The sequence below is a fragment of the Croceicoccus sp. genome (genome assembly GCF_983967925.1).
In genome coordinates this window covers 26,699-39,677 of sequence record NZ_CFETID010000020.1, presented here as the reverse complement: position 1 = coordinate 39,677, position 12,979 = coordinate 26,699, and the positions used below count along the sequence as shown (strand labels likewise).

The 12,979-nt window shown below is 65.2% G+C and carries 15 protein-coding genes; 8 read left to right on the top strand and 7 right to left on the bottom strand.

Translation table 11 applies throughout. The features are described from left to right. Window positions 1-74: 74 nt before the first annotated feature. The 3 genes from AC4FIJ_RS11990 to AC4FIJ_RS11980 are packed head-to-tail and all read left to right on the top strand — an operon-like array spanning window position 75 to window position 1,631. Complete coding sequence (locus AC4FIJ_RS11990; protein ID WP_490336952.1) at window positions 75-479, top strand: PTS sugar transporter subunit IIA; 405 nt, start codon at window positions 75-77, stop codon at window positions 477-479. A gap of 44 nt (window positions 480-523) precedes the next feature. Next, on the top strand, window positions 524-796 hold the full coding sequence (locus AC4FIJ_RS11985) for an HPr family phosphocarrier protein (protein WP_490336985.1): 273 nt from the start codon (window positions 524-526) through the stop codon (window positions 794-796). Between the two features lie 40 nt (window positions 797-836). Continuing rightward, complete coding sequence (locus AC4FIJ_RS11980; RefSeq protein ID WP_490336951.1) at window positions 837-1,631, top strand: TrmH family RNA methyltransferase; 795 nt, start codon at window positions 837-839, stop codon at window positions 1,629-1,631. 54 nt (window positions 1,632-1,685) lie between these two features. Here the strand turns inward: AC4FIJ_RS11980 and AC4FIJ_RS11975 are convergent, their stop codons facing one another. After that, entirely contained in the window at window positions 1,686-2,405 is a 720-nt protein-coding gene (locus AC4FIJ_RS11975) for a hypothetical protein (RefSeq protein ID WP_490336950.1), read from the bottom strand. A 24-nt stretch (window positions 2,406-2,429) separates the two neighbouring features. Continuing rightward, the gene (locus tag AC4FIJ_RS11970) at window positions 2,430-3,857 is read right to left on the bottom strand and encodes a DNA recombination protein RmuC (protein ID WP_490336984.1); all 1,428 of its coding nucleotides are present in this window, start codon (window positions 3,855-3,857) and stop codon (window positions 2,430-2,432) included. 109 nt (window positions 3,858-3,966) lie between these two features. Between AC4FIJ_RS11970 and AC4FIJ_RS11965 the strand changes: the two genes are divergently transcribed. Next, on the top strand, window positions 3,967-4,371 hold the full coding sequence (locus AC4FIJ_RS11965) for a four-helix bundle copper-binding protein (protein ID WP_490336949.1): 405 nt from the start codon (window positions 3,967-3,969) through the stop codon (window positions 4,369-4,371). A 161-nt stretch (window positions 4,372-4,532) separates the two neighbouring features. Here AC4FIJ_RS11965 and AC4FIJ_RS11960 read toward each other — a convergent pair whose 3' ends face one another. Beyond that, on the bottom strand, window positions 4,533-5,099 hold the full coding sequence (locus AC4FIJ_RS11960) for a peptide deformylase (protein WP_490336983.1): 567 nt from the start codon (window positions 5,097-5,099) through the stop codon (window positions 4,533-4,535). 99 nt (window positions 5,100-5,198) lie between these two features. Here AC4FIJ_RS11960 and gloA2 point away from each other — a divergent pair, with 99 nt between their 5' ends. After that, window positions 5,199-5,582, top strand: coding sequence for an SMU1112c/YaeR family gloxylase I-like metalloprotein (gloA2, locus tag AC4FIJ_RS11955; RefSeq protein ID WP_490336948.1), 384 nt, complete (start codon window positions 5,199-5,201; stop codon window positions 5,580-5,582). A gap of 5 nt (window positions 5,583-5,587) precedes the next feature. Here gloA2 and recR read toward each other — a convergent pair whose 3' ends face one another. Continuing rightward, entirely contained in the window at window positions 5,588-6,199 is a 612-nt protein-coding gene (recR, locus tag AC4FIJ_RS11950; protein WP_490336947.1) for a recombination mediator RecR, read from the bottom strand. Between the two features lie 47 nt (window positions 6,200-6,246). On the opposite strand from recR, the gene fmt reads away from it, so the two are divergent. The 3 genes from fmt to AC4FIJ_RS11935 are packed head-to-tail and all read left to right on the top strand — an operon-like array spanning window position 6,247 to window position 9,063. Beyond that, complete coding sequence (fmt, locus tag AC4FIJ_RS11945; RefSeq protein ID WP_490336946.1) at window positions 6,247-7,152, top strand: methionyl-tRNA formyltransferase; 906 nt, start codon at window positions 6,247-6,249, stop codon at window positions 7,150-7,152. 10 nt (window positions 7,153-7,162) lie between these two features. Next, the gene (gene truA / locus AC4FIJ_RS11940; RefSeq protein WP_490336945.1) at window positions 7,163-7,921 is read left to right on the top strand and encodes a tRNA pseudouridine(38-40) synthase TruA; all 759 of its coding nucleotides are present in this window, start codon (window positions 7,163-7,165) and stop codon (window positions 7,919-7,921) included. 29 nt (window positions 7,922-7,950) lie between these two features. Then, window positions 7,951-9,063 carry a zinc-binding dehydrogenase gene (locus tag AC4FIJ_RS11935; RefSeq protein ID WP_490336944.1) on the top strand — a complete coding sequence of 371 codons (1,113 nt, stop codon included), beginning with the start codon at window positions 7,951-7,953 and terminating at the stop codon, window positions 9,061-9,063. Between the two features lie 6 nt (window positions 9,064-9,069). On the opposite strand, the gene AC4FIJ_RS11930 is transcribed toward AC4FIJ_RS11935, so the two are convergent. The 3 genes from AC4FIJ_RS11930 to AC4FIJ_RS11920 form a co-directional block, all read right to left on the bottom strand. Then, window positions 9,070-10,980, bottom strand: coding sequence for a transglycosylase domain-containing protein (locus tag AC4FIJ_RS11930; RefSeq protein WP_490336943.1), 1,911 nt, complete (start codon window positions 10,978-10,980; stop codon window positions 9,070-9,072). A 156-nt stretch (window positions 10,981-11,136) separates the two neighbouring features. Beyond that, window positions 11,137-12,114 carry a cobaltochelatase subunit CobS gene (gene cobS, locus AC4FIJ_RS11925; RefSeq protein WP_490336982.1) on the bottom strand — a complete coding sequence of 326 codons (978 nt, stop codon included), beginning with the start codon at window positions 12,112-12,114 and terminating at the stop codon, window positions 11,137-11,139. Between the two features lie 67 nt (window positions 12,115-12,181). After that, a complete protein-coding gene (locus AC4FIJ_RS11920; RefSeq protein WP_490336942.1) occupies window positions 12,182-12,871 on the bottom strand; it encodes a winged helix-turn-helix transcriptional regulator in 690 nt (229 codons plus the stop codon). Window positions 12,872-12,979 lie beyond the last annotated feature (108 nt).

Below are 12,979 nucleotides of genomic sequence, written 5' to 3'. Positions count from 1 at the left end.
AAACGCGTACGCCGGAAAGGCGACGTAAATCTGGGTGAGGCCATAGTGGGTTTTGGCTGTTTAGAAGGACTGACATGATTGGCCTCATCCTGGTGACCCATGGCGATCTGGCGAAGGAATTCTTCGCCGCCATGGAGCATGTCGTGGGCAAGCAGGACCGCATCGTGCCGGTCTGCATCGGCCCCAATGACGACATGGAAGCACGACGCAGCGAAATCGCCTCCGCCATCGAGGAGGTGAGCGACGGGTCGGGCGTGATCATCCTGACCGATCTGTTCGGCGGGACGCCGTCCAACCTCGCGATCTCGCTGCTGCGAACGGGCGAGGTCGAGGTGATCGCGGGGATCAACCTGCCCATGCTGATCCGTCTGGCCGGCGCCCGCGTCGACATGCCGGTCACGCAGGCGGTCGTCGCCGCGCGCGACGCGGGCCGCAACTATATCACCGTCGCCTCCGAATTCCTGGGCCAGGACGCATGAGCGATCCCGGCGCCTTTTCCTCTGGGCAGGATGGGTCGCCGGACATGCTGCGCCGCAAGGTCACGATCGCCAATCGCCGCGGGCTGCATGCGCGCGCCAGCGCCAAGTTCGTGGGCGCGGTAGCAGGATTGCCCGAGGGAACGACGGTCCGTGTCGCCCGCGACGGGAACGAGGCTGCGGGCGGTTCCATCCTGGGCCTGATGATGCTGGGCGCCGCCAAGGGCGACGAGATCGAGATCCGCGCTTCCGGCCCCTCTGCGGAAGAAGCGCTGGACCTGCTCGTGACCCTGGTCGAAGATCGCTTCGGCGAAGAATGAGGGCCATCGCGGGCCGCATCGGCCCGAACCCGGTTACGCCATGAAAACCATCAGCGGCCTTTCGAATCCGACCGTCAAATATCTCCGCTCGCTGCGCGACAAGAAGCATCGGCGGCGCGAAGGCGTGTTTCTGGCTGAAGGGCTGCGGCTCTTGACCGATGCGCGCGAAAGCGGCCGCGTGCCGCAAATGCTCGCCATGGCTGAGGGGCGCGATCCCCACCCCCTGCTGGACGCGCTGATCGCCGCGGTCGAGGATGCAGGCGGCGACGTGCTGGCCATGTCGGAAGCCGCGCTTTCGAAGATCACCGGCAAGGACAATCCGCAGGCAGTGTGCGGCGTGTTCCCCGAATTCGACACGTCGCTGGAGCGGCTTGATCGCAATGCCGCGCCGCTGTTTCTTGCCGCGCAGGCGCTGCGCGATCCGGGCAATCTGGGGACCATGTTGCGGACCGCGGATGCCGTTGGCGCGGGCGGTCTGGTGCTGATCGACGATTGCGCCGATCCGTTTTCGGTCGAGGCGGTGCGCGCGAGCATGGGCGCGATCTTTACCGTGCCTCTCGCGATGGCGCGCTGGGAGGAATTCCTGCCATGGCTGCGCGGCGGGACGGGCCAGCTTGTCGCCGCATCATTGCGCGACGCGGTCGATTATCGCGGCGCGCCCTATGCCGCGCCCTGCTTCCTGCTGGTCGGCAACGAATCGCAGGGCCTGCCCGAGGATTACGAGATGGCCTGCGACCTGCGCGTCACCATTCCGATGCTGGGCCGCGCCGACAGCCTGAACGCGGCGGTGGCGGGCGCAGTCCTCGCTTACGAGGCGCTTGCGGCCCTCGCCTAGCGGGAATCGGGATGAAACGCGCCGAAGGCTTTGCCCCCGGCGCGTCCCATTTCATCAATCGCCTGCAACGAACGCCGTGACTTTCCATCCGTCGTCGCCGCGATTGGCAAGGATGCGATAGTCAGTGACGGGACGCAGGTGGTCGAGCGCCATGTAGCCGGTCGTCTTGCCGTCAAGCGTGCTGACCTGCACGAATTCGGCGCCCTCTTCCGGCCCGTCGCCGGCCAGCTTGACCAGATCCCAGCCCAGCGACGCATCGCTCGCGGCGGCGGCATCGGCCTCGGCACGAACTGGCGCGTCATTGGCGGTGACCAGATAAGTCGACGTCGCATCCGCGCCATCGGGCAGGTTGGCGAAAACCCAGGGCATGGTGACCGAGGTCTCGTCCTGCGCGCTGCAGCCAAGCGCGATCGCATCGCTCATCTCGCTCCACAGCGCCGGATCGTCGGCAAGACGGGTCTTGAGCTCGTCGACACCCGCGCCGCCGCCGAAATCCAGCTTCACCGCCGGGTCGACAAGCGCGACGAGGCTGTCGACGTTCTGGAACGTGATCGCGCGGCGCAGCTGGCCGCGGAAACTGTCGAAACCGTAAAGCTCGCCGCAATCGTCCTTGGGGGCGAAGGGCCCCTTGGCCGATGCGACGGCCTGCGCCAGCGAGGGCGCTTCTTCGGCGGGTGCGACGGTTTCGGTAACCGGTGCCTCTTCGGCCGGGCTGTCACCGCAAGCCGCAAGAATGAGGGCGAGCGAGCAAAGGCTCGCAATCTGCAATTTCATGGGGGGATTGGTCCGTAAGTCGTTTCAGTCCATGTGCGGAGGCTGCGGCATTGCAGCATTCTCCGCCCGAGGCAAGACGGGCACATCGCTGTTCCCGTAACGCGGCGCGGTCTCGACCTGCGGCACTTCGTCGATCTCTCGCTTTCCGATCTCGATATGCTTGTCCTTCAACCGGCGTCCGGCGGACAACACGTTGCGCTCGAACGAACCGACGAACTTGTTGTAATTATTGACTGCCGTCTCCAATCCCGATCCGACGCGCTTCATGTGCTCGGCCGCGATAGCAAGCCTGTCGTAGAGCTCGCCGCCCATCCGGCCGATCTCCTGCGCCTCCTTGGCAAGGCCGTCCTGCCGCCATACCTGTGCGACGGTCCGTGCAATAGCCACGAGGTTTGTCGGCGTCGCCAGCAGCACCCCCTTCGCAAATGCGAAGTCCCACAAAGTCGGATCCGCCTCGAGCGCGGCAGCGACGAAATGCTCGCCCGGAACGAACATCACCACATAATCGGGCGCTTCCTCGAACTGGCTCTGATACGATTTTGCCGCCAGTTGCTGGACATGGGTGCGCATGGATGAAGCATGCTGGGCGAGCGCGGTCTCGCGCGCCTCGTCATTCTCGGCCTCGAACGCGGACTGATACGCGTTCAGCGACACCTTGGCGTCGATGACCAGCATCTTTTGCCCCGGAATGCGCACGATGGCATCGGGCCGCAGCCGCCCGTCCTCGGTGTCGATCGAATGTTCGAGATGGAAATCCGTATGCTCGGCCAGACCGCAATGTTCGAGCACGTTCTTCAATTGCTGCTCGCCCCACCGGCCCCGCGCCTTGGGCGCATTGCGCAGCGAATTGCCCAGCCTTGCCGCCTCGCGCCGGACGTCTTCCTGCCCCTTGCGCATGCCTTCGATCAGGCCCGACAGCTGGCCGAACGCATCGACGCGCTTCGCCTCCAGTTCCTCGACCTGCTTGCGATAGGTGTCGAGCCGCTCGCCCACCGGCGACAGCAAAGCGCGAATCTTCTCGGCATTGGCCTTTTCGCTTGCCTCGAACCGTTCGTTCGCACGTTCCAGGAAACGGGCCTGCGCGCCTTCCAGCGCCTTGTTGCCCAGCGCCTCGAACTCCTTGCCCAGCGCCTCGCGCGCCTCGGTCAGCAGCTTCTCGCGCTCGGCCAGATTATGCCGGTCGCGCTCGGCCTCGGCGATCCTGACGCGCAGCGCATCGGTTTCCAGCCGGACCGCCCTCAGGTCGCTTTCAAGCGAGGCCGCGCGCTCTGCCCGCTCGCTCATGGTCGCAAGATCGGCGATGGCGGCGCGAAACTTCTCGTCCAGTGCCTTCGCCTCGGCATCGCGCTCGGAATGTCGCGTCCGCCATTCGGCCACGGGCCGGGATCCCAAGAACCATCCAAGACCGGCCCCGACGGCCAGCGCAACGATCACGAGAACAAGGGCAAGCATATCCATCGCCGGAACATAGGCGGAACGCAGCTAGGCGCGCAATATCGCCAGACTGTGATCCGGAACCTATCCCCGACTTTACCGCTGATGGTGTGAAGGAGACGAAGCCATGTCTATCCAGAAGATGATTTCCGAACATCCCGCCGTCGGCAGCGACTATAACGAAAGCCTGGGCCTTGCGGTCAGGCACGCGATGTATTGCGCCGCCATCTGCAACAGCTGCGCCGACGCGTGCAACGCCGAGGAGATGGACATGTCGCGCTGCATCCGCCTGTGCAGCGATTGCAGCGACATCTGCGAGGCGACCTATCGCGTGGCCAGCCGCCGCACGGACGAGAACCGCTCGGTCATTCGCGCGATGCTCGCGCTATGCGTCAAGGCCTGCGAAACCTGCGCCGACGAATGCGAAAAGCACGACAACGCGCACTGCCGCCGCTGCGCCCAGATGTGCCGCGAATGCGCCCGCGACTGCAAGGCCGCGATGGAAGAACTGCACGACGAAGCGGTCGCGTAAGTCCGGCCGACAGCCAGCTGAGGGCGTGCGGATTTCGGCTCAGGCCGGAGCGAAAACCGGTGTGATCGAGAACCGGCGCGCAGCGACCTTTTCGGTCGTGAGCACCGGAAGCGCAGAGAACGCCGGTTTGCAGCCCGGCATGGGCCGAAAGCCGGGCGCCCTCACGCCGCCTTGCGCAGCTTCTCCAGCTTCTTCATCGCCATGTTCCGCTTCAGGCGCGACAGGTGATCGATGAAGACGATGCCGTTCAGATGGTCCATCTCGTGCTGGATGCACACGGCCATCAGACCGTCCATGTCCTCTTCATGGGTCGTCCCTTCCAGATCCTGCCAGCGAACGCGGCAGGTGGCGGGGCGGTCGACCTCGGCGAAGATGTCGGGAACGGACAGGCAGCCTTCCTGATAGGCCTTCACCTCTTCCGATGGATCGAGGATCTCCGGATTGATGAAGACCCGCGGTTCCTTCCTGGTCGGCTGATGCGTGTGTTCGTGCCCGCCATGGTTGCACACCTCGGGCTCGGCATCGGGATCGTCAGGCTGCAGATCGATGACCAGCACGCGCAGCGGCACGCCCACCTGTATCGCGGCCAGCCCGATGCCGGGGGCGTCGTACATCGTTTCGAACATGTCATCGACCAGCTGCTTCAGCTCGTCGTCGAAGGTTTCGACCGGGTCCGACACGCGCTTCAGCAGCGGGTTCGGCACTTCAAGAATCTCGCGTATTGCCATCGCATCGAAATAGTCGCTCGGGCGCGATTCCGCAATATGGCGCGGCCATGACCGCCCTCCCCGCTTGGCCGCCACGGCGCGGCGGTCTAGACGGGCGCCATGCTCGATGCCGTCCATCATGTCGCCCTGATCTGCCGCGACTATGCCCGCTCACGCGCGTTCTACGTCGATCTGCTGGGCCTTGAGGTGGTGCACGAGGTGTTCCGCGAGGAGCGCCAGTCGTGGAAGCTGGACCTGCGCATCGGTCAAGCACAAATCGAACTCTTCTCGTTTCCCGACCCCGCCGAACGCCCGTCCTATCCAGAGGCGACCGGCCTGCGGCACCTCGCCTTTTCGGTGCCGGCACTCGAACCCGTGATCGCGTGGCTGCAATCGGCTGGCGTCGATGTGGAAGCCATCAGGACCCACGAATACACCGGCCAGCGCTTCACCTTCTTTCAGGATCCCGACGGTCTGCCGCTCGAACTCTACGAAACCGGCTGAGTCGATCAGCCGACCGGACGGCGCGCCCTCAGGGCCTGCGCCAGCGTGCCTTCATCGAGATAATCGAGTTCGCCGCCGACCGGCAGTCCATGCGCCAGTTGGGTGATCCGCACTGCGCGGCCCTCAAGCCGCTCCGCGATGTAATGCGCGGTCGTCTGCCCCTCCAGCGTGGCATTCATCGCCAGCACGACCTCGTCGATGCCGATGCCCTCGTCATCCTTGCCGTCGATCCGCGCCAGCAGCGAACCGATCGCCAGATCCTCCGGCCCCACGCCGTCCAGCGCCGACAATCTGCCGCCCAGCACGTGATAGCGCCCCGGAAACAGCTTCGACCGGTCGAGCGCCCACAGGTCCGACACTTCCTCGACCACGCAGAGCGAACGCGCATCGCGGCGCGGATCGCTACAGATGCCGCAGGGATTCTTCGTATCGACATTGCCGCAGATGTCGCATTCGACCAGCAGGTCCTGCACCACCGCCAGCGCTTCCAGCAGGCGCGGCAGGTCGGATTCGCGCCGCTTTACCAGCCACAGCACGGCGCGCCGCGCGGAACGCGGCCCAAGGCCGGGAAGGCGCGCCAATGCGCCGGCGAGTGCTTCGATCTCTTGCGATGCCATGGGTGGGCAGATAGGGACTGCGCCTCTTTCCTGAAAGTCCGAACCCGATGCGCATCATTTTCATGGGAACGCCCGAATTCGCCGTGCCGGTGCTGGAAGCGGTGATCGCTGCCGGGCATCAGGTGATCTGCGCCTATTCCCAGCCCCCGCGCCCGGCGGGCCGCGGCAAGAAGCTGCAGCCCTCGCCCGTGCATCTCGCGGCCGAGGCGCACGGGATCGAAGTGCGCACCCCCGTCAGCCTGAAACCGCAGGAGGAGAAGGACGCCTTCGCCGCGCTGAATGCGGATGTCGCGGTCGTCGCAGCCTATGGCCTGCTGCTCCCCGTCGCCGTGCTTGAGGTGCCGAAACACGGCTGCCTCAACGTCCATGCCTCGATCCTGCCGCGCTGGCGCGGAGCCGCGCCGATCCAGCGCGCAATCCTTGCAGGCGACCCGACGACCGGCGTCACCATCATGCAGATGGAAAAGGGTCTCGACACCGGGCCGATGATCCTGACCCGCACCACCCGCATCGACGACAAGACCGCGGGCGAACTGACCGACGAATTGTCGGCACTGGGCGCGCAATTGATGGTCGAGGTGCTGGAAGACCTGCCCCGCCGCCGCGCCGAGCCGCAGCCCCCGTTCGGTGCGACCCATGCCGCCAAGATCGACAAGGCGGAAGCGCGGCTGGACTTCACCCACGGCGCAGCGCTTCTGGAACGGCAGGTCCGCGCTTTCGCCCCCCGCCCCGGCGCGTTCTTCGAGTATGAGGGCGAGCGCATCCGCGTGCTGGCCGCCGAAGTGATCGGGCGCGAAGGTGTCGCCGGCATGACGCTGGACGACGATCTCACCATCGCCTGCGGCTTCAGCGCGCTGCGCCCCACCATCGTCCAGCGCGCCGGCAAGCCCGCGATGGAAACCGCCGCCATGCTGCGCGGAAAGCCGATCCCCGCCGGTACCGAGATCCGGTGACGCGCTGCCGATGACACGTTTCGCGCTTACCCTGGAATATGACGGCACCGCCTTCTTCGGCTTGCAGCGCCAGGCCGACGGCCCCTCCGTCCAGCAATCGGTGGAGGAGGCCGCGCAGGCGATCACCGGCGAGGAAGTTAGGATGCATGCCGCGGGCCGCACCGATACCGGCGTCCACGCGGCGGCGATGCGCGCACATATCGACGTGGCCAAGGACATCGCCCCCTTCCGCCTGATGGAAGGCATCAATGCCAAGCTGCGCCCCGATCCGGTCGCGGTCACCGCCTGCGAAGCGGTGGACGAGGATTGGCATGCACGCTTTTCCTGCACCGGGCGGCGCTATCTCTACCGCATCGTCAACCGCCGCGCGCCGCTCGCCCTGCTGAAGAACCGCGCATGGCAGGTGCCGCAGGACCTCGACGCCGACGCCATGCACCGCGCGGCGCAGCATCTGGTGGGGCTGCACGATTTCACCACTTTCCGCTCGGCGCACTGCCAGTCGGCCAGCCCGGTGAAGACGCTCGACCGGCTGGATGTCGAGGCGGTAGAGGGCGCATGGGGCCCGGAAATCGCGATCCACGCCGCGGCGCGCAGCTTCCTGCACCATCAGGTCCGGTCGATGGTCGGCTGCCTCGCGCTGGTCGGCATGGGGCGATGGAGCGAGCAGGACATGGCCGATGCGCTGGCGGCGAAGGACCGCGCCGCACTGGGTTACAACGCCCCGCCGCAGGGCCTATATTTCATGGAAGCGATTTATAACGGCCATTGACGACGGCCAACGATCATGGAGAGCAAGCGATGAGTTTCGACGGCAGGCAATTGACGACGCAGCTGGATGCCGATGGCACGCTGACCCTGAAGCTTGCCGAACGAAGCTGGGACGCTCCCACCGGGCGCAATGTGCTGGTCCGGATGGAGGCCGCGCCGATCAATCCCTCGGACCTCGGCCTGCTGTTCGCCTCCGCCGATGTCGAGAATGCCGATTACGGCGATGGCCGGCTGGTCGCGCAAATGCCCGAAAAGGCCACGCGCGCCATGTCCGCGCGCCACGGCAAGGCCATGCCCGCCGGTAACGAGGGCGCGGGCACCGTGGTCGCGGCGGGCGACGATCCTGCGGCGCAGGCGCTGATGGGCAAACGGGTCGCCTGCGTGCCGGGCGCGGCCTATGGCACCTATGCGACATGCGATGCGTCCATGGCCTTCGCGATCGGGGACGACATTACCGCCGAACAGGCCGCATCCAGCTTCGTAAATCCGATGACCGCGCTGGGCTTCACCGAAACCATGAAGGCAGACGGCTATACCGGCATCGTCCATGCCGCTGCCGCGTCAAATCTCGGCCAGATGCTGGTTCGGATATGCACAAACGACGGCATTCCGCTGGTCAATGTGGTGCGCAGCGCGGACCAGGTGAAGCTGCTGAAGGACCTTGGCGCAACCCACGTCATCGACATGACCGAGGACGGCTTCATCAAACGACTGGCCGACGCGGTGGAGGAAACCGGCGCGATGCTGGGCTTTGACCCCATCGGCGGCGGCACGATGGCGAGCGACATGCTGACCGCCATGGAAGCGCAGGCTTCGCGCGGGGCGGAATTCAGCCGCTATGGATCCAGCGCAGACAAAAAGGTCTATATCTACGGCTCGCTCGACACCGGGCCGACCATGCTGTCGCGCGGTTTCGGCTTTACCTGGGATGTCAGCGGCTGGCTGCTGTTCCCCTTCCTGCAGAAGGCTGGAAACGAGGTGCGCAGCCGGATGCAGGACCGCGTATTGAGCGAACTGACCACCACTTTCGCCAGCCATTACAGCGACAGGATCACGCTGGACCAGATGCTGCAGAAGGATTCGGTGATGACCTATAACGCACGGAAAACCGGACAGAAATTCCTGGTGCAGCCAAACGGATAGCGCGGCCTAGGCCCCCGGCACAGCACGCTGCATGAATGCCTTCCAGATGCGTGCCGGGGCATCGCCGCCGGACAGGCCGGTGCGGTCCTTGTCGTCCGCCTCGGCATAGACCCACACGCCCGCGACGATACCGCCCGCCCAGCCGACGAAAACCGCGTTGCGGTTCTGCTGGCTGGTGCCGGTCTTGCCGAAATTGGGGATCTGCAGCTGCGCCGCCCTGCCTGTACCGTCATTGACGGTTTCGCGCAGCATTTCGGCCATTTGCAGACGAACGCGCGGTTCCAGCGTATATTTGCCCGAATGGTCGATCCACTGCCCGTCCGCATCGATCACCGCATAAGGCACCACCGGATATTCGCCCCGCGCCACGCCCGCATAGGCCGCCGTCAGTTCCAGCAGCGACACATCCGCCGTGCCGAGCGGGATCGAGGTGTCATTGGGATCGAGCTGCGCCGAAATGCCGAAACGCTGCGCCAGTTCGACAACCGCCTCGCCGCCGACGCCTTCGTAAAGCCGGGTTGCAGCGACATTGCTGGACTTCGTAAAGGCGCGCTCCAGCGTGATATTACCTTCGTACTTGCCGCCAGAGTTGCGCGGACCGCCTGCCAAAGGCGTGTCGGCCACCATAGTTTCGGGTGTCATCCCCGATTCCAGCGCGGCCAGCCAGACGAAGATCTTGAAAGTCGAACCCGGCTGGCGCCCGGCCAGCGCATGATTGAATTGGTTTTCGTTGTAATCCTTGGACCCCACCATCGCCAGCACCGCGCCGTCGGGGCGCATGGCGACGATGGCGACTTCGGCATCGCCAACGTCCACTGCTTTCACCGCCGCCTCCGCCGCGCGCTGGACCTCGACGTCCAGCGTGGTCGGAATGATCCGCGCATCGGCGTCATAGCCCTGCGCCTCGGCTTCCCGCCGGATCCAGTTGGTGAAATGGGCATAGCGCGGCAAATCGCGTTCACGCGTCAGGCGGAAGGTCGCGGGACCGATGGCGCGCGCTTCGGCGGCCGTGAGATAGCCCGCGGACACCATCGCCTGCTTGACCACTGCCGCCCTCTGGCGCGCAGCCTCGGGGTGGAAGCTGGGCGCGTAATTGCTGGGCGCCTTGGGCAGGCCGGCCAGCACCATGGCCTCTGCCGGGGTCAGCGCCTCGGGTGCCTTGTCGAAATAGCGCAAAGAGGCCGCGCGAATGCCATAGCTGCGGTCCCCAAAATAGATCTTCGACAGGTAACGCTCGAGGATCTCGTCCTTGGTCAGCCATGCCTCCAGCCACAGCGCCGTGGGGATCTCCAGCAGCTTGCGGCCCATCGTCTGGTCGTGGGTGAAATAGGTCACCTTGGCGAGCTGCATGGTTATTGTCGAACCGCCCTGCCGCGTGCCCGAAAACAGGTTCGACACGAAGGCCCGCGCCATGCCGCGCGGGTCGATGCCCCAGTGCGAATAGAACCGGCGATCCTCTGTCGCGATGAAGGCATTCACCACGTGGTCGGGTAGAAGTTCCGCCTCGACCGGAGCGAGCACGACATCGCCGCCGCGCGCGATCGGCTCGCCCTTCTGGCTCACCAGCACATAGGGATCGCCATGCGGCTCAAGCGTTCGCTCGACGGGCTTGGTAAGCGCCAGCCAGCCGATGATGGCCAGCACCGCGACCGCTGCCCCGATCGCCAGCCACTTGATGAAGGCCCAGGCCAGCCGGAAAGGCAGGGCCAGCAGCCACAGGCAGCCCATCCCCGCCCGACCTGCAAGCGAGGGACCGCGGCGTTCGGACAGCGGATCGTCTTCGTCCAGACCGTCCAGTTCGAGGTCGGCGTCGGTCCGGTACCATTCCTCGTCCAGCGCATCCGCGTCTGCGCCGCGATTGCGGCGCGAAGTGGCAAGCAGGTCGCGGGCCTGCGTCAGGAGATCGCGGTTCTTCACGGTCGCGGCACTAGCAGCCGCGATCTTTCGCGGCGATGAGCGGTGGCGGATAGTCGACAGGATGTTGGGGCATCGTGTTCATCGCGGCAGGCTAAACCCCTGACGCGGACGGACAAGTGCCGTTCATCGAGCCATATCGGCAGTTCGTTGGCGCCCTCAGGCGCGTCCGACGACGCTTTCGGGCAGGTCCACGCCGAACACGCGCTGGTAATATTCGGCCACCAGCATGCGCTCGGTCTCGTCGCACTTGTTCAGGAACGACAGGCGAAAGGCAAAGCCCAGATCGCCAAAGATCTGCGTGTTCTGCGCCCAGCTGATGACTGTGCGCGGGCTCATCACCGTGGAAATGTCGCCGTTGATGAAACCCTGCCGCGTCAATTCGGCGGTGCGGACCATCTTGGCCAGCGTCTCGGTCTCCATCGACGGGACCTTGGCGTGGACGATCCTGACCTCAGTCTCTTCGGGCAGATAGTTCAGCCCGACCACGATGTTCCAGCGGTCCATCTGCCCCTGGTTGATCGCCTGCGTGCCGTGATAAAGCCCGCTGGTATCGCCAAGCCCGACCGTGTTGGCAGTCGCGAACAGGCGGAACCAGGGATTGGGGCGGATCACGCGGTTCTGGTCCAGCAGCGTCAGCTTGCCTGCGGTTTCCAGCACACGCTGGATCACGAACATCACGTCGGGACGGCCCGCGTCATATTCGTCGAACACCAGCGCGGTCGGCGTCTGCAACGCCCAAGGCAGCAGCCCTTCGCGGAATTCGGTGACCTGCAGCCCGTCGCGCAGCACGATCGCGTCGCGCCCGACAAGGTCGATGCGGCTGATATGCGCGTCGAGATTGATCCGCACGCAGGGCCAGTTCAGCCGCGCGGCGACCTGCTCGATATGGGTCGACTTGCCGGTGCCGTGATAGCCCTGAACCATCACGCGGCGATTGTGTGCAAAGCCCGCCAGGATCGCCAGCGTGGTGTCCGGATCGAACACATAGGCTTCGTCGGTATCGGGCACACGCTCGTCCGCCTTGGAAAAGGCGGGCACCTTCATGTCAATATCGATGCCGAAGGTGTCGCGCACGTCGACTTCGGTATCGGGCGCCTGCATCAGCGTTTCGTGGCTATTGGTGTTCTGGATCATCTCGTTCATCGCGCCGATGGGTTATACATGGGCGGGCGTTGCTGCAACCGCGATTAGCAATCTGCGGTCACGCCTTCGGGGCAATCTTCGGGGGGAGGCTGAAAATATCGGCGAAGCGCAAGGCCGCGTCTTGGTCGCCTTCGATCCTAAGCCCGGTGGCGGCCATGACCTTATCGGCGTCGCGCTTGCCATAGAACAGCGGCAGGATCGCGCTGGCGGCGGGCGCGCGGAATATCGCCTCCGCGCCTGCCAGTTCCTCGTCGCGGCGGATGTCCAGCACCCCTTCGCAGAGATCGGCCAGAAAACGGTCGCTACCGAAATCGAACCCTATCCGCGCCTTTCGCCCCTCCGCCTTTCGGTGATCCATCATGGTGCGCAGCGACAGCATGGCCGATACGGGCGTCAGCGGCAGCGTCGGATCATGCAGCGGAGAGCGCACCGACCAGCGGCCCAGTTCCTGCATAACCGGTTCGGCCATGTAGCCCCATTCGGTCAGTTCATAGATCTGGCTGGCCGCCGGGGGTGGCAGCCTGCGCCGCGTCAGCACGCCCAGTTCCTCCAGCCGCGCGAGGCGTTCGGTCAGCACCTTGGCGCTGATTCCGGGCAGCGCGGCGCGAATGTCGGAGAAGCGCCGGCCCCCAAGCATCAACTCTCGCATTACGTGGAGCGACCAGCGTTCGCCTAGCAGTTCGAACGCAAAGCTGGCGGCGCATGCATCCTCATACCAGCGTCCATGCGCGCGACGACCAGGCTCCACCGATCCAGTATTGCTTTTATTTTGAAACTTCATAGTTGCTTTTTGTAACTGAAGGGCACACGACTCGCAAGCGCAGCCCGCGAGTCGGTCGCGCGACGAATGCCGGTC